Consider the following 18,968-nt stretch of genomic DNA (forward strand, 5'->3'; position numbering starts at 1 on the left):
GGTAGCCTCGCTCGCGATGAACCCGAACACGCCCAGCATGAGTGTGGTCGTCCCGGTCTTCAACGAGCAGGACTGGATCGGCCGTTGCCTCGACGCGCTCGCCGGCGCCGCCGCGCGGGCGGAGTGGCCGGTGGAAATCATCGTCGTGGACGACGGCAGCACCGACCGGACACCGGAGGTACTGGCCCAGCGCACCGGCGTGACGGTGCTCAGCCAGCCGAACCGGGGCCGGTTCGAGGCGCGCAGGGCCGGGCTCGCCAAGGCGAGCGGGGACCGGGTGCTGCTGCTGGACAGCAGGGTGATCGTGGACACCGACTCGCTGCGGTTTCTGCGGGCCCAATTCGCCGACAATCCGGACCGAATCGTATGGAACGGTCATATCAACGTCGCGTCCGAGCGGAATCCTTATGCCGGATTCATGGCGGGCCTGGTGACGGTGCCGTGGCGCCGTTACTTCGCCAACCCGAAGCTGACCTCGTTCGGCATCGAGGAGTTCGATCTCTTTCCGAAGGGGACGACGTTCTTCTGTGCCCCGAAAGAGCTGCTGGAGGGCTCCGCCGAGGCGTTCGCATCGCTCTATGACGACGTTCGCCTCGCCAGCGACGACACCAGGATGTTGCGCTGGATAGCGGAACGGGAACGCATCCACATCGCGCCGGAATTCGCGGCCACCTACCACGGCCGGGACAGCCTGCGGAAGTTCGCCGCGCAGTCCTACTTCCGGGGGACCACCTACGTCGACTCCTACCTGGCCTCGCCAGGCCCCGCGCGGAACGCGCTGTTCGCGGCGCTCGGACTCGGCGCGGCCGGTGTCGGGCTACTGGCCAAGCGGCCGAAGACCACGGTGGCGCTCGGGGTCGCCGGCTCGGCCGCGGCCGGCACCGTGGTGAGACGGTGCGGTGCGACGAACGCCGAAGCGCGGGCCGTCGCCGGGCTACTACCCCTGTTCGCTACCGGGTTCGGAGCGGGCGTGCTGCGTGGGCTGGTGCTCGCGCTGCGGGCCCGGCTTCGTAGAGGGACCGCACGCTGATGGCCACCGCGACGGAGGGGACGCGCCGGTCGGTCGGCAAGGTGGGCGTGGCGCTGATCATCGGTTCCCTGCTCGGCTATGCGCTTACGGTCGCGGTGGGCAGGCTGCTCACGCCCGCGGAGTTCGCGGTGTTCATCACCTTCTGGGGCATCGTGTTCGGCCTCGGCAGCGCGCTGTCGCCGCTGGAACAGGAGGTGTCCCGGCTGTCCGCGGTGGCCGCGCGGGACGGCGGACGGGCGGGTAGGGACGCGCTGCGTTCGCTGGCCGTCGGCGCGGCGGTGGTCGTGCTCGCGGCGCTGGTCTTGCTGATCCCCGCGGTGAACGAGCGGGTGTTCGAGGAACACTACGGCCTGGCCGTGGTAGTACTGGTCGCGGCGGTCGCTTTCGCGGTGCAGTTCGCCGTGCGCGGCCTGCTGATGGGGCAGGAGCAGGTGACGCCGTACTCCTGGTTGCTCATCGTGGAGGCCGGGGTCCGGCCGTTGCTGGTCGCCGCGATCGCGCTGGCCGGGCTCACCGGCATGATCCCGCTGGCGCTCGCGGTCGGCGCGGGTTCCTTCGCCTGGGTGGTCTTCGCCCGGCGGGCACGCGGGCTGGTCGACGGCGCGCGGCCCGGCGAACCGTGGGGCCCGGTCTCCCGCCGGGTGCTCACGCTGATGCTGAGCGCGGCACTCACCGCGAGCGTGATCACCGGATACCCGGCGATGGCGCGCCTGCTCGCCCCGGAGGGCGACGAGGACCGGATGGGCGCGCTGTTCGCCGCGTTGACGGTCGCCCGGATCCCATTGTTGATGTTCGCCGCGGTGCAGGCGCTTGCGGTGCCCGCCGTGGTCAAGCTGTCCGGCAGCGAGGAGGGTGTGCGCCGGCTGCGCAGGCTGCTCGCGCTCGGCACCGTCGGGGCGCTGGCGCTGGCCGCGGTCGGCGCGCTGGTCGGCCTGCTGGTCGGCCCGTGGCTGGTCAGCCTTTTCTACGGACAGGACTACCAGGTGGACGGGCCCGCGGTGGCCGGCCTGGTCTGGTCCTCGGTACTGCTCGCGATGATCCAACTGCTGTCCGCCGTGCTGGTGGCGCGAACGCAGGCCAACCGGATGCTGGTCACCTGGGCTGTGATCGCGGTGAGCAGCGCGCTGGTGCTGAGCTTCTGGCCGGGCGACACCGTGCTGCGGGCGGTGCTGGGCCTGGTGATCGGGCCGACCGTGGGGCTCGTGGTCGCACTCGTCTTCGTTTCTCAACGCACGAGCGTGCGGGATAGGTCTGCTACCCGATGAATGTTCTGCTTGTTCTGCTGGCGTTCTGGCTGCCGGGTCTGGCCGTGGGCGCGGCGATCCGCCTGCGCGGCTGGACACTGGCCGCGGCGGCGCCCGCGCTGACCTTCGGCACCGTGGCGATCGGCATCCTGGTACTCGGCAAGCTGGGCATCACCTGGAACCTGCTGAACATCGCCCTGTGGGCCGGGGTCGTCGCGCTGCTGCTCGGTGCGATCTCCTACCTGCTGTACCGGCGCCGCCCGGACCGCGGGGAGGAAGACCAGCCCCGCCCGCTCACCGACCACCTGCTGATCGGCGCGGGCGTTCTCGCCGGGATGGCGGTCGGTGCCGTGGCCTTCCTGCGCGGCATCGGCGGCCTCGGCCGGATCAGCCAGGAATGGGACGCCTCTTTCCACGCCAACGCGGTCCGCTGGATCGCGGAGACCGGTTCGGCGCTGCCCTCGAACCTCGGCACCATCGCCAACCAGCCGGACAACGCGGGTTACTTCTACCCGGACACCTATCACGCGCTGCTGGCACCGCTGTTCGGGATGGCGGGCCTGGATGTGCCGCAGCTGCTCAACATCGCGGCGCTGGCCGTGGTGCTGGCCTGGCCGCTGGGGATCGCCGCGCTGACAGCGGCCTGGCGGATGCCGCCGCTGGCGGTCGCCGGGGCCGCCGCGATCTCCACCTGGTTCACCGCGTTCCCGTACGACTCGCTGGCCCGCGGTCCACTGTGGCCGTACGTGGCGGGGGTGGCGCTCGTTCCCGCCGTACTGGCGATCGCCCGTCACCTGCTCGTCCCGCGCGGGCTCGCGGGGCCACTGGGGATCGCGCTGGCCGTCGCCGGCCTGGTCGGGCTGCACACCAGCCTGGCCTTCGTTGTCACGCCCTACCTGCTGCTGATCCTGGTGGCGGTGCTGATGGGCTGGGAACGCATCGAGTGGCGCCGCGCGGCTCCCGGGCTGGTGACCACCGTGTTGCTCGGCGGTGCGCTGGCGGCCCCGGTGGCGTTGCCCGCGCTGACCAGCGCCAGCGGGGTCACCGACGCCACCTGGAAGTCCGAGGCGAGCGTGTCCGAGGGCTTCGGCCAGATGGTCACCTTCTCGCCGATGGCGAGCTTCCCGCAGTGGTGGATCGGACTGCCGGCGCTGGCCGGTGTCTTCCTACTGGTCAAGCATCGGCGGATGATGTGGGTGGTCGGCGCCTACCTGCTGTTCGGTGGGCTGTTCGCGGCGACGGTGTCGATGGAGACCGACCTGATCCACACCCTGACCGGCCCGTTCTACAACGACCACTGGCGGATCGCGGCGCTGGTGCCGCTGGCCGGCGCCGTCGCCTTCGGCCAGTTCCTTTCCAGCTCGGCGAGCGCGGTGACCGGCAAGCTGACCTCCTGGCGGTCCGGCTGGGACCGGCCGCTGGTGCCGGTGGCCGTGGCCGTGGCGATCGGTCTGGTCCTCGGCCTGCTCGGCAACGGCGGCTACATCGGCCGTAACGACTCCTGGCTGGCCCGGATCTACACCGACGGCCCGACGGTCAGCAGCGACGAGCGGGCCGCCTATGAATGGCTGGCCGAGCGGGTGGGGCCGGAGGAGCCGGTGATGAACGACAGCGACGACGGCTCGGTGTGGATGTACGCCCTCGCCGGGGTTCGCCCGGTGATCTGGACCTACTACGGCCCCGAGGAGGGCAGCGACACCTCGTACCTCGAACGCCATTTCAACGAGCTGGACACCGACGCCCGGGCGCGTCAGGTGCTGGACGACCTGGGCGTCCGGTACGTGCTGCTCGGCAAGGGCTTCGTGCGGGACAGCAAGGAACGCGCGGAGGCGCTGACCGGGCTGGACACCGACGACCGGTTCACCGAGGTCTACCGCAATCCCGGTGCGGTGGTGTATGCCATCGAGGGGCAGCGGGACGCGGTCTCCCCGAACTGAGTCTCCTCGCACCGGGCGGACGGCGGGCAGATACAGTGAGGTCCGTGCGGAATACGGCGGTGGAGGCCGGTCGGATCCTGATCGTGCTTCCCGCACTGAACGAGCAGGACAGCGTCGGCGCGGTGGTCGGCAAGGTCAGGACGACCGTGCCGGACGCGGCGGTGCTCGTGGTCGACGACGGGTCCGTGGATCGCACCGCACAGCAGGCCCGCGCGGCCGGTGCCGAGGTGGCGAAACTGGCGGTGAACCTGGGCGTCGGTGGGGCGATGCGCACCGGCTTCCGTTACGCGGTGGCGCACGGCTACGACGTCGTGGTGCAGGTGGACGCGGACGGCCAGCACGACGCGGACGAGGTGCGCGCCCTGCTGGACGGGCTGGCCGAGGCGGACGTGGTGATCGGGTCCCGGTTCGCGGGCAAGGGCAACTACAAGGCCCGCGGCCCGCGCCGGTACGCCATGTGGGTGCTCGGGTTCGTGTTCTCCCGGCTGGCCAAGACCCGGTTGAGCGACGTCACCTCCGGGTTCAAGGCCGCGGGCCCGCGAGCGGTACGGCTGTTCGCCCGTTACTACCCCGCGGAGTATCTCGGGGACACGGTGGAGTCACTGGTGCTGGCCATTCGCGCGGGGCTGACCGTGCGGGAGGTGCCGGTGGTGATGCGGGAGCGGGCCTCCGGCAAGCCGAGCCAGTCCCCCGTTCGGGCGGCGATCTACCTCGGTCGGGCCGGGCTCGCCCTGCTGCTGGCGCTGGTCCGGAGGCGACCCGCCACGGACTCCTCGGACTCCGCGTAGCACACTTGACAGGCAGGAAGGCACCCGAACAGGAGAGCAGGGGTTGCGGTGGCAGGGTGGCAGATCCTCAGCATCGTGATCGCCGGCATCGTGCTGCTCGTCGTGGTCGAGATGATGCGGCGGCGCAAGCTGCGCGAGAAGTACGCCGGCATCTGGCTGATCGTCGCGGTCGGCGTGGTGGTGCTCGCCGCGCTGCCCGGTGCCGCCGAGTTCCTCGCCGGCCTCACCGGCGTGCAGACGGCGTCCAACTTCGTGTTCCTGCTGGCCGGGGTCGTGCTCGCCCTGGTCTGCCTGCACCTGAGCGTGGAGGTCGGGCACCTCGAGGAGGAGGTCCGCACCTCGGTCGAGGAGACCGCGCTGCTGCGCTGCGAGCTGGAGGACACCCGGCGCGAGCTGGAGCGCCGGATCACCGAGCTGAAGTCCGCGCAGGACTCCTCCACCGACTCACCCGTCCAGTCCAGCCACTGAGGTGACCGGCCCGGCCGATGCCGTGCTGGCGGCTCCGCCGCGGCTGGGGCCGGTGCGGGTGCTCGCCATCGACGGGCCGTCCGGCTCGGGCAAGTCCACCCTGGCCGCCGCGGTGCGCGCCGAGTTGCGTGCGCGGGGTGTGCGGGTCGCGCTGGTCGGCACGGACGACTTCGCCACCTGGACCGACCCGGTGTCCTGGTGGCCGCGACTCGCCGAGGGAGTGCTGGCCAGGCTGGCCGAGGGCGAGCCCGCCCGCTATCGGCGGATGGACTGGGCCACCGGAACTCCCCGGCTCGGCGACTGGGTGGAGGTCCCGGTGCCCGAGGTGCTCGTCCTGGAAGGCGTGTCCGCGGGCCGCGCGTCGATCCGCCCGTCACTGTCCGTGCTCTGGTGGTTGCCCGGGCCGGATCCGGCGACCCGGTTGGAGCGTGCCGTCGCCAGGGAGGGGGAGGGCTCCCGCGGCTACCTCCAGGACTGGCAGGCCTTCGAAAAGGGTTGGTTCGTAGTGGATGCGCCGGATGAGACCGCGTTCCGCTGGATGGACTAGTGGTCTTGATCGTCCGCCCCAGTGGTGCGAGATTTCAGCACGTTCAGTGACTGTTTGCCGACTCCGCGGGGTTAGTTCACCGACCACGTAGCGCGATCGTAACCTCGCGTGCTTAAGTGAGCGCCCGTTAGCCGCTAGTGTCGGCGACCACACGGAACATCCGGGTGGTCGTGCTGTCGATCACACGGCCCGAACTGAAACACATCTCAAGGGGTGTCACCATGCTCCAGACGCGCGTGGCCGGAAGGCGCCGCATCGCCCTGATCGGGCTTGCCGGTGCACTCGCGGTCTCGATGTCCGCATGCGCCGAATCCGAACGGGATTCCGGCGGCGAAGGTCAGACCGGAGGCCAGCTCGTGTTCGGGGCCGCGGGTGCCCCGTCGAACTTCGACCCGTTCTACGCCTCCGACGGCGAGACCTTCCGGGTCACCCGGCAGATCTACGAGGGCCTGGTCGGCCTCAAGCCCGGCACCTCGGACATCAAGCCGGAGCTGGCCACCGACTGGGATCCCAGCGAGGACGGCAAGACCTGGACCTTCACCCTGAAGGAGGGTGTGCAGTTCCACGACGGCACCCCGTTCAACGCCGAGGCCGTATGCGCGAACTTCGAGCGCTGGTACAACCAGACCGGCGCCGGTGCCACCGCCGCGCTGTCCTACTACTGGATCGAGAACTTCGGCGGGTTCAAGGGTGACGGCAAGCCCTCGCTGTACGAGTCCTGCACCGCGGAGAACGAGACGACGGTCAAGCTGCAGCTGAGCCGGTTCACCGCCCGGTTCCCGACGATGCTCTCCCAGTCCTCCTTCGCCATCCAGAGCCCGACGGCGATGGAGAAGTACCAGGCGGACAACGTGAAGGCGCAGGGCGACAGCTTCGTCTTCTCCGAGTACGCGATCGAGAACCCGACCGGCACCGGCCCGTTCACGTTCGTCTCCTACGACGAGGCCAACGGCGCCATCGAGCTGGCCCGCAACGAGGAGTACCACGGCGAGAAGGCCAAGCTGGACAAGCTGATCTTCCGGGTGATCGACGACGAGACCGCGCGCAAGCAGGCACTCGAGGCCGGGGACATCGACGGCTACGACCTGCCGGCCCCCGCCGACTGGGACTCGTTGGAGGAGGCCGGGTTCGACCTGATGATCCGCAAGCCCTTCAACATCCTGTACCTGGGCATCACGCAGAAGAACAACCCGGCGCTGCAGGACCTGAAGGTGCGGCAGGCGCTCGCGCACGCGATCGACCGCGAGACGCTGGTCTCCTCGGTGCTGCCGGAGGGCGCCCAGCCGGCCAACCTCTTCTATCCGGAGACGGTCGACGGCTACGCCCAGGACGCGGTGAACTACGAGTACGACCCGGCCAAGGCCAAGCAGCTGCTTGCCGAGTCCGGCCACGAGAACGCGAACGTCGAACTCTGGTGGCCGACCCAGGTCACCCGGCCGTACATGCCGAACCCGCAGGGCATCTTCGGTGCCATCCAGGAGGACCTGGAAGCGGCCGGGTTCACCGTGACCCCGGTCAGCAAGCCGTGGGCCGGTGGTTACCTCGACCAGGTCGAGGTCGCCGACGCGCAGCTGTTCCTGCTCGGCTGGACGGGTGACTACAACTCGCCGGACAACTTCATCGGCACCTTCTTCGGCAACCCGGACAACCAGTTCTGGACCCAGGGCTCGCCGTGGGGTGAGGAGCTGGCCAGGCAGCTCGAGGAGGCCGACTCCACGGTGGACGACGCCGAGCGCAACGCCAAGTACGCGGAGATCAACCGCAAGCTGAAGGCGGAGTACCTGCCTGCGATCCCGATCTCGCACTCGCCGCCGGCGCTGGTGGTGGCTCCCGAGGTGAAGGGGTTGGTCGCCAGCCCGTTGACCCAGGAGGAGTTCGCCCCGGTCAGCGTCTCCGGCTGAGCGGACAGCGGTGCTTCGATACGCAATTCGGCGGGTCCTGCAGCTCCTGCTGGTGATCGCCGTGCTCTCGGTGCTGCTCTTCGCCTGGCTGCGGGCGCTCCCGGGAGGGCCGGTCTCGGCCCTCCTGGGGGACCGCGGCACCGCCGAGACACGGGCCCAGCTCGAGGAGGCACTCGGGCTCGACCAGCCGATCTACATCCAGTACTTCAACTTCGTCGGCAGGGCACTGTCGGGTGACTTCGGTACCTCCACCGGGGTGTCGCCGGGTAAGCCCGCGATGGAGCTGTTCCTGGAGCGGTTCCCGGCCACCATGGAGCTGAGCCTCGCGGCGATCATGCTCGCGCTGGCCGCGGCGATCCCGCTCGGCTACATGGCGGCACGGCGGCGTGGTGGCTGGCTGGACAACGTCGGCATCGTCGGTTCGATGATCGGCATCTCGATCCCGATCTTCTTCCTGGCTTTCCTGCTCAAGTACCTGCTGTCGATCAAGCTCGGGCTGCTGCCGACCGGCGGCAGGCAGTCGGTCGGTATCGACGCGACCAGGGTGACCGGGTTCTTCGTGCTGGACGGGCTGATCACCAGGGAATGGGACGCGGCGCTGGACTCGCTCAGGCATCTGTTCCTGCCCGCGCTGGCGCTGTCCTCGATCCCGTTCGCGGTGATCTTCCGGATCACCAGGGCCTCGGTGCTGGACGTGATGGACGAGGACTACGTGCGCACGGCCCGGTCCAAGGGCCTCACCCGGCGGGTGATCCGGGACCGGCACGTGCTGCGCAACGCCATGCTTCCGGTGGTCACCACGGTCGGTCTGCAGACCGGCGCGTTGCTGTCCGGGGCGGTGCTGACCGAGACGGTGTTCGCCTGGCAGGGCGTCGGGCAGGCGCTGGCGATCGGGTTCGAACGCAAGGACTTCCCGGTGCTGCAGGTGGTCATCATCGCGGCCGCGATGGCCTACGTGCTGGTCAATCTGCTGGTCGACCTGTCGTACGCGGTGATCGATCCGCGCATCCGTACCGCGCAGAAAGGGTAGTGAGCGGTGACGTCGCGTGCGGCAAAGATAGACAGGCTGGCCCAGACGGCGGTGCGGCCACCGGACCCGGAAGGCGACTCGGACGACGGTTCGAGCGCGGGCGTGAGCCTCGCCGCCTCGGCATGGCGGCGGCTGCGGCGCAACCCGGTGTTCCTCACCGGCGCCACGGTGATCGGGCTGTTCGTGCTGCTGGCGCTGATCGCGCCGCTGATCGCCCCGCACGATCCGGGGCTGCGGCTGCTGGAGGACCAGGTTTCCCGTGCCCGCAACGAGATCCCACCGGGGCAGCCGGGCCACCCGATGGGTGGCGACCAGTACGGCAGGGACTTCTTCTCCCGGATGCTGCTCGGCTCCCAGCAAACCCTGATGGTGGCCCTGCTGGCCACCGTGATCGGGCTCGGTGGCGGGCTGGTGCTCGGCACGCTGGCCGGCGCGTTCGGCGGCTGGGTGGACACCCTGGTGATGCGGATCGTGGACGTGATGCTGTCCATCCCGTCCCTGCTGCTCGCCGTGTCCATCGGTGCGCTGTTCGCGGAGCAGACGCAGTTCACCGTGATCCTCGCGGTGGCGATCGTGCAGATCCCGATCTTCGCGCGACTACTCCGCGGCACCATGCTGGGCGTGCGGGAAAGCGACCACGTGCTGGCGGCGCGTTCGCTGGGCGTGAAGTCGCGATCGATCGTGTTCCGGCACATTCTGCCGAACTCGTTGGGCCCGGTGATCGTGCAGTCCACGCTGGTACTGGCGATCGCGATTCTCGATGCGGCGGCACTGTCGTTCCTCGGCCTCGGCGCCGCGGACGATGCGATTCCGGAATGGGGACAGATGCTCGGTAACGCGCAGGACTTCTTCGACAGCCAGCCTCATCTGGCGTTCTGGCCTGCGGGATGCATCATCGTGGTGGCGCTCGGCTTCACCCTCATGGGCGAGTCGATGCGGGAAGCGCTCGACCCGCGGCAACGGCGGTGATGGCGATGGCACTACTGGAAGTTCGTGACCTCTCCGTCGTTTTCCAGCGCAAGGGCGAGGCGCCGACCGCCGCGGTGGACGGGATCAGTTTCGACGTCGACCCGGGGCAGACCGTCGGTATCGTCGGCGAGTCCGGGTGCGGCAAGTCGGTGACCTCGCTGGCGATCATGGGGCTGCTGCCGTCCAGGGGCGCCGAGGTGTCCGGTTCGGTCTCGTTCGAGGGCGACGAGCTGCTCGGGCTGTCCCAGCGGGCGATGGACGAGCGGCGAGGCAGCGATCTCGGCATGGTGTTCCAGGATCCGCTCTCCTCGCTGAACCCGGTCGTCCCCATTGGACTGCAGATCACCGAGGTGATCGAGCGGCACCAGGGGATGCGGCGGCGGAAGGCCAGGCTGGAGGCGGTGGAGCTGCTCAACCGCGTCGGCATCCCGGACCCGGACCGGCGGATCGGCGAGTACCCGCATCAGCTCTCCGGCGGGATGCGGCAGCGGGCGTTGATCGCGATCGCGCTGGCCTGCAAGCCCAGGCTGTTGATCGCCGACGAGCCGACCACGGCGCTGGACGTGACGATCCAGGCGCAGATCCTGAACCTGCTCGCGGAACTGGTTTCCGGCACCGACACCGCGCTGATTATGATCACGCACGACCTCGGCGTGGTGGCCGGGCTGTGCGACACGGTGAACGTGATGTACGGCGGCCGGATCGTGGAGCGGGCCGACCGGCACAGCCTGTTCGCCGAGCCGCGGCATCCTTACACGCACGGGCTGCTGGCCTCGATCCCGCGGCTGGACCTGCCTCGGGGGAACAAGCTGATGCCGATCAGGGGCTCGGTGGCGGACAACATTCCGTGGGACCACGGTTGCGCCTTCGCGCCGCGTTGCCCGAACGCGATCGACCGCTGCGTCGAGGTGACTCCGGAACTGGTGGAGGATCGGGGCGGGATGCTGCGCTGCCACAACCCGGTCGAGGTCGCGGCGGCGGAGGAGGTGCGTGCATGACCGAGCCACTGGTGACCGTGGACGACATGAAGGTGCACTTCCCGATCAAGCGCGGCATCGTGCTCGACCGGACGGTCGGGTACGTGTACGCGGTGGACGGGGTGAGCCTGGAGATCCAGCGCGGGGAGACCTACGGCCTGGTCGGGGAGTCCGGTTGCGGTAAGACGACCCTCGGCCGCGCGTTACTGCGGCTGGTCGAACCGACCAGCGGCACGATGGTCTTCGACGGCGTGAACATGTCGGGCCTCAAGGGCGAACGGCTACGCCGGCTGCGCCGCAGGATGCAGATGGTGTTCCAGGACCCGCTGTCCAGTTTGGATCCCCGGCAGTCGGTGGAGTCGATCCTGGTCGAGGGCATGCGGGCGCATGACATGGACAGGGACAAGGACTCCACGCACAACCGGCTGCTGGAGCTGCTGGACGCGGTCGGCCTGCCGCGCAACGCGCTGCGCAAGTACCCGCACGAGTTCTCCGGTGGGCAGCGGCAGCGGATCGGGATCGCCAGGGCGCTCACCGTCGACCCCGACCTGATCGTCGCGGACGAGCCGGTGTCCGCATTGGACGTCTCGGTGCAGGCGCAGGTGCTGAACCTGATGGAGAACCTGCAGCAGGAGTTCGGGCTCACCTACCTGGTGATCGCGCACGACCTCGCCGTGGTACGGCACATCTCCGACCGGATCGGGGTGATGTATCTCGGCTCGCTGGTGGAGGAGTCGGATTCGGACGGCCTCTACAACGAGCCACTGCACCCGTACACCAAGGCGCTGCTGTCGGCGATTCCGGTGCCGGACCCGACCGTGGAGGACGACCGGGAGCAGATCCTGCTCACCGGGGACCTACCCTCGCCCGCCAACCCGCCTTCCGGCTGCCGGTTCCACACCCGGTGCCCGTGGCGGCAGCCGACCCGGTGCGACACCGAGCGTCCGGAACTGCGCGAGCTGGGTAGCGGGCACCGGGTGGCCTGCCACTGGGCTGAGGACATCCAGGCCGGCCGGATCAAGCCGCACGCGGTGAGTCCGGAACCCGTCGACTCCGACGGCTCGATCTCCCCGGACACCCCACTGATGGGCCCCGCCTCCGTCACCGAAACCCTCGACCACTGATCAGCCACCTCGGGTACGGGGCCACCAGTTGGCCTCGCCGAGGAGGGCTGCGGTGGCCGGCACGGTCAGCGTGCGGACGACGAAGGTGTCGATCAGCAGGCCGGCCCCGACGGTGAAGCCGATCTGGGCGAGGGTGGTCACGTTGCCGGTCATCATCGCGAACATGCTGGCGGCGAAGATGACCCCGGCCGAGGTGATCACCCCGCCGGTGGCGCCCACCGCCCGGATCACCCCGGACCGTGTCCCGCGGGCCGACTCGTCCCGGATCCGGCTGATCAGCAGCAGGTTGTAGTCGGCACCGACCGCGACCAGCGCGATGAACGAGATCGGCGCCACCGACCAGTGCAGGTTCTGGCCGAGCAGGTGCTGCCACACGGCCACCGACAACCCGATCGCCGAGGCGTAGGACAGCACCACCGACACCAGCAGGTACAGCGGGGCGAGCACGCTGCGCAGCAGCAGGAACAGGATCACCAGTACGGTGCCCAGCGCCAGCAGGGCGACCAGCAGAAAATCCTCCTGCACCAGGTCGTCCAGGTCCGCGTTGGTGGCCGCCATCCCGGTGGCCGCGATCCGGCTGCCGGCCAGCGGGGTCTCGGGCACCGCTCGCTCCGCGGCCGCCCGGACGGCGCGTGCCCGGTGCATCGCCTCGGTGCCGAACGGGTCGCTGTCACCGAGCACGATCATCCGCGCGGTGCGGCCGTCGGGGGAGAGGAAGTACCCGCTGGCCAGTGCGAGGTCCGGGTTGTCGAACGCGTTCGCGGGCAGGTAGAAGCCCCCGATCGCCGGGTCCTTCGCCGCGGTGCCGAGGTTCAGCAGGAAGTCGGCCGCCTCCCGCAGGCCACCACGCAGCTCCTCGGTGGACTCGGTGAGTTCGGCGGTGCCGTCCTCGACCCGCTCGGCCCCGTCCGCGGTCCGGCCCGCTCCCTCGGCCAGCTCGGTCGCCCCCCGGTGCGCCTCGCCCGCGCCGGCCGCGAGCTCGCCGAGCTTGCGCTCGAATCGTCGCTGCGCGGTGGCGAGTTCCTGGATTCCCTGCTCGGCCTCGTGCAGCCCGCTGTTCAGCCGCGCGATCTGGGTGGCCAGCCGGCCGTTGCCCTCGGCAAGTTGCCGCGAACCCTCGGCGAGCCTGCGCAGCCCGGACAGCAGGGTGTCCCGGTTGGCGTGGTAGACCTCATTCAGTCCTTTTCGGACTTCGCGGCAGAAGGGGTCGGCGCCGCACAGCGGGCTGGCGTTCAACCCCTCCAGCGCGAGTCCGATGCTGTCCGCGAGTGACTTCGCCTGCTGGTAGGCCGAGGTCAGGGTGCCGGCCAGCTCCCGTGCCCCCTCGGCCAGCTGCTTGGCGCCCCGCTCCAGCCGGGCCGCGCCCTCGGCCGCGGTGCCGACCCCGCCGCCGGCCTCCCGCAGCCCGGCGAGCAGCTTCCCCGCCCCGTCCACCGCGGCACGGGAGCCCTCGGCCAGCCGCGCGGTGCCGTCGCTGAGGCCACCCGCGCCCTCGGCGAGCGCACCGGTCGCGTCGGAGAGGTCCGCCGCGCCACCGGCGAGCCGGTCGGCATCGCCCTGCCCCTCGGCGAGCTCGTTCGCCGCGGCGTCCAACCGCTTGCCGACCTCGCCGGACTGGTAGCCGACGGAGGCCTCGGTGATCGTCTCGCCGAGCGGCCGCGTCGCGCTGCGTACCGTGTTCACACCGTCTACTTTGGCCACGGCGGCGGACACGGTTTCCAGCGCGGCGAGGCTTTCCGGGTTCCGCAGATCGTGATCGGCCTCGATCAGCAGGTAGTCCGGGAGCAGTTCGTTGGCCGGGAAGTGCTCGCGCAGGCCGGCGTAGCCGAGGTTGCTGTCGGTGTCCGCGGGTTGCACGCCCCGCTCGTCGAAGCTGAGTCGCAGCCCGGGCAGGAACGCGGCGAGCGCGATCAGCAGCACCAGGCTCAAGGCCAGCACCGGCACCGGTTTCCGGACGACCCTGGCGCCGGAGGACCGCCAGTAGCGGGCGCTCGGGGCCCGGCGTGGTTCGGCATGTCCCCGCCGCGCGGCCACGGTCAGCATGGCGGGGATCAAGGTCAGTGCCACCAGCAGGGTGATCACGATGCTGATCGACACCCCGGGCCCGGTGGTGCGGAAGATGCCGATCTCGGCGAGGAACAGGCAGGCACAGGCGGCCGCCACGGTGGCGCCGGAGGCGACGATCACCGCGGCCACCCGGGAGGTGGCCGTCGCGATCGCGGTGTCCGGGGCCTGACCGGCTCGCCGGTGCTCGTGGAACCGGCTGATCAGGAACACGCCGTAGTCGGTCCCCGCGCCGAGCACGATCGCGGTGGTGAGCGCGGTGGTGAAGGTGGACACCGGAAGGAAGTTCCCGCCGAGCAGCGCGATCACCGCCCTGGACACGGCGAGCGAGATTCCGATCGCCACGATCGGGATCAGCGCGGTCAGCACCGACCGGTAGATCAACAGCAGGATGATGGTGATCAACACGACGGTGGCCACGGTGATCATCGCGATGCTGGAGTCGGTCTCGTGCAACTCGTCCGCGATGGTCGCCGAGGGGCCGGTCACGTGCACCTCGAGATGCTCGGAGTGCACCTGTTCCTCGGTGGCCGCCCGCACCGCGGCGACGCCCGCGCCCACCTCGGGCGTGCCGATGCTGCCGCGCAGACCCACCGGCAGGTAGACGGCCTTGCCGTCCGCGCTGTTCATCGAATCGGCCAGGGCGGGCCGGGAAATGACGTCCTGAACCACGGCGACGTGTTCGGTGTCCGCGCGGAGCCGGTCGACCAGCAGCCGGTAGTACTCCCGGTCGACGTCGGTGAGGCCGTTGTCGTTCGACATCACCACGAAGGCCAAAGCCTGCGAGCCGCTCTCCTGGAAGCGGTTCGCCATCTCCTGCACCGCGCGTACCGACTCGGCCGTGGTCGGCACGAAGGGCGCCGACCGTTCCGCGATGACCTTCTCCACCTGCGGAATCGCCAGGTTCAGCCCGGCGGCCGCGGCTACCCAGCACACGATGATCACCCCGGCGTACCGGGTGACCAGCCTGCCGAGCCGGGCGAAGGTTCCGTGCTGGTGCCGGGCCATCACGGTCCCTCCTCCCGGTGCGGTGCCGAACTCACCGGAAGTAGACATCCGTATAAATCGTGTTGTCCATAACTACGTGACGTGCGGCACGTGACCTCCGGCGTACCGTGGCCGTGGAGGAACCGACCGTGCACTTCGACCACTGGTTGGCCACCATCCCGGCGGTCGGGGTCTACCTCGTGGTGGCCGGGGTGGTCGGCCTGGAAAGCCTCGGCATCCCCCTGCCGGGCGAGCTGGTGCTGATCACGGCCGCGCTGCTGGCCGGGCGGCACACCGGGGTGGACCCGCTGTGGGTCGGCGGGTGCGCGGGCGCGGGGGCGATCGCAGGCGACAGCGCCGGCTACGCGATCGGCCGCCGGTACGGTCGCCGGTTGTTCGAGCGGGCGGGCCGCCGGTTCCCGCGCCATTTCGGTCCGGAACCGCTCGGCAGGGCCGAGCGACTGTTCGCCCGGCGCGGGGCGTGGGCGGTGTTCCTCGGCCGGTTCGTCGCGCTGCTGCGCATCCTGGCCGGACCGCTCGCGGGTTCGCTGCGCATGCGCTACCCGGCTTTCCTCGCGGCCAACGCGCTGGGTGGGATCGTGTGGGCCGGCGCGATGACCCTGCTCGGGTACTACCTCGGGGTGGCCGCCGAGCGCTGGTTGTCCGGTTTCTCCTGGCTCGCGCTGCTGCTCGCCGTGCTGACCGGGGGCGCGACCGTGGTGCTGCTGCGCCGTACGCGTTGAAGGGAGCCGAGCAGCACCCCGCAGACCACCACCACGCCGGCGAGGATCTCGACCGTGGCCGGTCGCTCGTCCAGCACCAGGAACGCCATCGTCATCCCGACCACCGGTACCAGCAGGGAGAACGGCGCGACCACCCCGGCGGGGTTGCGGCGCATCAGGGTGGTCCAGATGCCGGAGCCGGCGATCGTGCCGATCAGCACCACGTAGCCGAGCCCGGCAAGCCCGGTCCAGCCGCCCGCGGTACCCAGCGTGGCCAGCGACTCCCACTGCGCGCCAGGGCCCTCGGCGAGCAGGGACAGGGCGAACATCGGCAGCGGCGGCACCACCGACATCCACAACGTCACGTGCAGCGGGTTCACCCGCTCCGGGTGCCGCGCGGTGCTGAGCGCCTTGCGGGAGCAGAGGTTGCCGACCGCCCAGCTCAACGCGCCGAGCAGGGTGAGCACCACCGGCAGCAGCGCGGCGTGCTCCGCACGATGCCAGGCGATCGCGCTCATCCCGGCGACGGCCAGCAGGATCCCGGCGACCTGCCTGCCGGTGACCCGTTCACGCAGCAGGATCGCGCCGAGCAGCACGGTGAACGGTGCCGAGGCCTGCAACACCAGCGAGGCCAAGCCGGTGGGCATGCCGAGGTCGAGGCCGACGAACAGGAAGGCGAACTGCAGGGTGCCGAAACCGAGGCCGTAACCGATCAGCCAGCGGGCGGGGACGGCGGGGCGCGGGACCAGCAGCATGGTCGGCACCGCGATCACGGCGAAGCGCAGCGCACCGGCGAACAGCGGTGGGAAGTGCTCGACCGTCGCGTGGATGGCGAGGAAGTTGCAGCCCCACATGACCGCTACCAGCGCGGCGAGCAGGCGGTCCCGGGTCGGCATGACCCTAGCCTGCGCCAGCCGATCGTGAAGCACCAGCGACAAAATCTGCACATACCTTGTAGCTGTACTGCATTTATACTCGTGCCATGGACGTGGACCGGCTGCGCATCCTGCGGGAGTTCGCCGACCGGGGCAGTGTGACCGCGGCCGCCCGCGCGCTGCACCGCACGCCCTCCGCCGTCTCCCAGCAGCTGCGCGCACTGGAGGCCGAGGCGGGCCTGCCGTTGACCGAGCCAGCCGGCCGCGGGCTGCGGCTCACCGACGCCGGCCAGGCACTGGTGGCGCGGGCCGACGAGGTGCTTGCCGCCCTGGAGCGTGCCGAGTCCGACCTGGACACCTATCGCAGCTCTCCGCGCGGGCGGGTACGGGTCGTGTTTCCCTTCCGCGGCACTGATGTTGCTGCCCGGGTTGCTGCACCGGATCGCCGCCCGCGAGCACCTGGACGTGGAGGTGGCCGATGTGGACATGTTGCCGTTCCAGGTTCCCGGCCTGGTCGCCGACTTCGACATCGTGGTGACGCACCGCGACGAGTACGCCGAGCCGTTCGAGTCCGAGCGACTCGAGGTCGCGCACTTGCTACGGGAGCCGCTGGACGTCGCGCTGCCGCCGGGACATCCGCTCGGTGCGCGGGAGCGGGTGGACCTCTCCGAGTTCGCGGGTGAACCCTGGATCGGGTCGGTGTCGGGTTTCCGGTCGACGACGTGCTGCGCTCGCTCTCGGTCCGTACCGGCGTGCGCACCCGGGTGGTGCACCGGATCAACGACTTCCGCATCATCGAAGCACTCGTCGCCGCCGGGCACGGGATAGCACTGCTGCCGAGATACACCATGGACACCGCGGAGGAGCGCAGGCTCATGCGCAGGCCGTGCTGGACGAGTTGCGCGCCGAGGCGCGGGGCATCCGCACGGGTGAACGGTGTTCAGCCGCCGATATTCAGTCCGATGTGGATTCCGCCGAGGTTGACGGCCGGTGAGGTGTGCAGGTTCAGCGAGAGCAGGTTGCCGCTGATCCTGATCGGCTGCCCGGTGAGGTTGATCGTGGCGTCGGCGTCGACTCCCGTGTGCACGCCGGCGTCTCCGCCGATATGTCTGGCTTCTCGCTCGGCGCTTGCCGTGCCCGCGCCCACGATTCCGATGGTGGCCGCGACGGCGGCGACCGTGGTGAGGCGGCCGATGGTGCGGTTCATGCTGGCTCCCTGGGGTGTGTCGTGTTGGACATCACAACACTAAACGCGTGCGCCCGGCGGACACAGAGTAGTCATCGCTGTGGGTGACCCGGCCGGCGAAACCATGACGTGTCCTGACGGGGTTGTCCGTGATCGTGGTCGGTGCAGGTTTCCCACAACGGACAGGAGCGGGATGAACACGGATCTGCGGGGGAAGATCGCGCTGGTCGCGGGCGGTACCCGGGGCGCGAGCCGGGCGATCGCGGTCGAGCTCGGCCGTGGCGGCGCCACGGTGTACGTGACCGGCCGGACCACCAGGGCCGAGCGTTCGGAGATGAACCGTCCCGAGACCATCGAGGACACCGCCGAGCTGGTCAGCGCCGCTGGTGGGCAGGGGATCGCGATCCGGGTGGATCACCTGGACACCGCACAGGTGGCGGCCCTGGCCCGGCGGGTGGAAGAGGAGCGAGGCGGCCTGGACATCCTGGTCGACGGGCTCTGGGGCGGGGACGACTACCTCGAGTGGGGAAAGCCGGTCTGGGAGCACACCCTTGAGCCCGCACTGCGGCAGATCCGGCTGGGCATCGACGCGCACCTGATCACCAGCCACCACCTGCTGCCGCTGCTGATCCGCCTGCCGGGCGGGCTGGTGGTGGAGCTGACCGACGGCACGGCGGAGTACAACGCGCGGTTCCGCAAGGGCACCTCGGTGCCGTTCTACGTCGCCAAGGCCGCCGCGCACCATCTCGCGCTCGGCCAGGCCGAGGACCTGCGCCCTTACGGTTGTACGGCGGTCGCGCTGACCCCCGGCTGGCTGCGTTCGGAGGGGATGCTGGACCACTTCGGCGTCACCGAGGACAACTGGCGGGACGCGCTGGCGCAGCAGCCGCACTTCGCGATCTCGGAGTCGCCCGCCTTCGTCGGCCGCGCGGTGGCCGCGCTGGCCGCCGACCCGGAGGTCGCGCGCTACACCGGGCAGACGCTCTCCAGCGGGCAACTGGCGAAGGTGTACGGGTTCACCGATATGGACGGCAGCCGCCCGGACGGGTGGCGGTACATGGTCGAGGTGACCGACGCGGGCAAACCCGCCGACACCACCGGCTACCGCTGAGCGCGTGC

General features: G+C 70.2%; 16 protein-coding genes and 1 pseudogene. 14 read left to right on the forward strand and 3 right to left on the reverse strand.

Annotated features, from left to right (window positions below; translation table 11 throughout):
- The first annotated feature begins 16 nt into the window (after positions 1-16).
- The 11 genes from FB471_RS20660 to FB471_RS20710 all read left to right on the forward strand — a co-directional run bounded on the left by FB471_RS20660 (position 17) and on the right by FB471_RS20710 (position 12,015).
- Positions 17-1,030: a glycosyltransferase family 2 protein gene (locus FB471_RS20660; protein ID WP_142000058.1), complete on the forward strand. Its 1,014-nt coding sequence runs from the start codon at positions 17-19 to the stop codon at positions 1,028-1,030.
- The gene (locus FB471_RS20665; RefSeq protein WP_142000059.1) at positions 1,030-2,295 is read left to right on the forward strand and encodes a polysaccharide biosynthesis protein; all 1,266 of its coding nucleotides are present in this window, start codon (positions 1,030-1,032) and stop codon (positions 2,293-2,295) included. The genes FB471_RS20660 and FB471_RS20665 overlap by 1 nt, the downstream gene beginning before the upstream one ends.
- A complete protein-coding gene (locus FB471_RS20670; protein ID WP_142000060.1) occupies positions 2,292-4,211 on the forward strand; it encodes a DUF6541 family protein in 1,920 nt (639 codons plus the stop codon). The genes FB471_RS20665 and FB471_RS20670 overlap by 4 nt, the downstream gene beginning before the upstream one ends.
- A 44-nt stretch (positions 4,212-4,255) precedes the next feature.
- Positions 4,256-4,999, forward strand: a complete 744-nt coding sequence (locus FB471_RS20675; protein ID WP_246076503.1) for a glycosyltransferase family 2 protein — start codon at positions 4,256-4,258, stop codon at positions 4,997-4,999.
- A gap of 48 nt (positions 5,000-5,047) precedes the next feature.
- Entirely contained in the window at positions 5,048-5,467 is a 420-nt protein-coding gene (locus FB471_RS20680) for a DUF2304 domain-containing protein (RefSeq protein ID WP_142000061.1), read from the forward strand.
- A 1-nt stretch (position 5,468) separates the two neighbouring features.
- Positions 5,469-6,014, forward strand: coding sequence for a uridine kinase family protein (locus tag FB471_RS20685; RefSeq protein WP_142000062.1), 546 nt, complete (start codon positions 5,469-5,471; stop codon positions 6,012-6,014).
- Positions 6,015-6,235: 221 nt separating this feature from the next.
- Complete coding sequence (locus FB471_RS20690; protein WP_142000063.1) at positions 6,236-7,915, forward strand: ABC transporter substrate-binding protein; 1,680 nt, start codon at positions 6,236-6,238, stop codon at positions 7,913-7,915.
- A gap of 10 nt (positions 7,916-7,925) precedes the next feature.
- Entirely contained in the window at positions 7,926-8,945 is a 1,020-nt protein-coding gene (locus FB471_RS20695; protein ID WP_142000064.1) for an ABC transporter permease, read from the forward strand.
- Between the two features lie 6 nt (positions 8,946-8,951).
- A complete protein-coding gene (locus tag FB471_RS20700) occupies positions 8,952-9,914 on the forward strand; it encodes an ABC transporter permease (RefSeq protein ID WP_142000065.1) in 963 nt (320 codons plus the stop codon).
- A gap of 5 nt (positions 9,915-9,919) precedes the next feature.
- Positions 9,920-10,912: an ABC transporter ATP-binding protein gene (locus FB471_RS20705; RefSeq protein ID WP_142000066.1), complete on the forward strand. Its 993-nt coding sequence runs from the start codon at positions 9,920-9,922 to the stop codon at positions 10,910-10,912.
- The gene (locus FB471_RS20710; RefSeq protein WP_142000067.1) at positions 10,909-12,015 is read left to right on the forward strand and encodes an ABC transporter ATP-binding protein; all 1,107 of its coding nucleotides are present in this window, start codon (positions 10,909-10,911) and stop codon (positions 12,013-12,015) included. Before FB471_RS20705 ends, FB471_RS20710 begins: the two co-directional genes overlap by 4 nt.
- Here FB471_RS20710 and FB471_RS20715 read toward each other — a convergent pair whose 3' ends face one another.
- Positions 12,016-15,135: an MMPL/RND family transporter gene (locus tag FB471_RS20715; protein WP_246076504.1), complete on the reverse strand. Its 3,120-nt coding sequence runs from the start codon at positions 15,133-15,135 to the stop codon at positions 12,016-12,018.
- Between the two features lie 80 nt (positions 15,136-15,215).
- On the opposite strand from FB471_RS20715, the gene FB471_RS20720 reads away from it, so the two are divergent.
- Positions 15,216-15,809 (forward strand): DedA family protein, encoded by a 594-nt coding sequence (locus tag FB471_RS20720; protein ID WP_142002234.1) that lies wholly within the window; start codon positions 15,216-15,218, stop codon positions 15,807-15,809.
- Here FB471_RS20720 and FB471_RS20725 read toward each other — a convergent pair.
- Positions 15,698-16,684 (reverse strand): EamA family transporter, encoded by a 987-nt coding sequence (locus tag FB471_RS20725; RefSeq protein WP_142000068.1) that lies wholly within the window; start codon positions 16,682-16,684, stop codon positions 15,698-15,700. The genes FB471_RS20720 and FB471_RS20725 overlap by 112 nt on opposite strands.
- Positions 16,685-16,770: 86 nt before the next feature.
- Between FB471_RS20725 and FB471_RS20730 the strand changes: the two are divergent.
- Positions 16,771-17,550: pseudogene (locus FB471_RS20730) on the forward strand (LysR family transcriptional regulator); the annotation flags it as partial.
- 53 nt (positions 17,551-17,603) lie between these two features.
- Here FB471_RS20730 and FB471_RS35235 read toward each other — a convergent pair.
- Positions 17,604-17,870, reverse strand: coding sequence for a hypothetical protein (locus tag FB471_RS35235; RefSeq protein ID WP_246076769.1), 267 nt, complete (start codon positions 17,868-17,870; stop codon positions 17,604-17,606).
- Positions 17,871-18,042: 172 nt separating this feature from the next.
- Between FB471_RS35235 and FB471_RS20735 the strand changes: the two genes are divergently transcribed.
- Complete coding sequence (locus FB471_RS20735; RefSeq protein ID WP_142000069.1) at positions 18,043-18,960, forward strand: SDR family oxidoreductase; 918 nt, start codon at positions 18,043-18,045, stop codon at positions 18,958-18,960.
- Positions 18,961-18,968 lie beyond the last annotated feature (8 nt).

The organism is Amycolatopsis cihanbeyliensis (assembly GCF_006715045.1).
GTDB classification, from domain to species: Bacteria; Actinomycetota; Actinomycetes; order Mycobacteriales; family Pseudonocardiaceae; genus Amycolatopsis; species Amycolatopsis cihanbeyliensis.

Coding starts and splice junctions, on each gene's coding strand:
- FB471_RS20660 (WP_142000058.1), top strand. CDS start 17: ATGAACCCGAACACGCCCAGCATGAGTGTGGTCGTCCCGGTCTTCAAC.
- FB471_RS20665 (WP_142000059.1), top strand. CDS start 1,030: ATGGCCACCGCGACGGAGGGGACGCGCCGGTCGGTCGGCAAGGTGGGC.
- FB471_RS20670 (WP_142000060.1), top strand. CDS start 2,292: ATGAATGTTCTGCTTGTTCTGCTGGCGTTCTGGCTGCCGGGTCTGGCC.
- FB471_RS20690 (WP_142000063.1), top strand. CDS start 6,236: ATGCTCCAGACGCGCGTGGCCGGAAGGCGCCGCATCGCCCTGATCGGG.
- FB471_RS20705 (WP_142000066.1), top strand. CDS start 9,920: ATGGCACTACTGGAAGTTCGTGACCTCTCCGTCGTTTTCCAGCGCAAG.
- FB471_RS20710 (WP_142000067.1), top strand. CDS start 10,909: ATGACCGAGCCACTGGTGACCGTGGACGACATGAAGGTGCACTTCCCG.
- FB471_RS20715 (WP_246076504.1), bottom strand. CDS start 15,135: ATGTCTACTTCCGGTGAGTTCGGCACCGCACCGGGAGGAGGGACCGTG.
- FB471_RS20725 (WP_142000068.1), bottom strand. CDS start 16,684: ATGCCGACCCGGGACCGCCTGCTCGCCGCGCTGGTAGCGGTCATGTGG.
- FB471_RS35235 (WP_246076769.1), bottom strand. CDS start 17,870: ATGAACCGCACCATCGGCCGCCTCACCACGGTCGCCGCCGTCGCGGCC.
- FB471_RS20735 (WP_142000069.1), top strand. CDS start 18,043: ATGAACACGGATCTGCGGGGGAAGATCGCGCTGGTCGCGGGCGGTACC.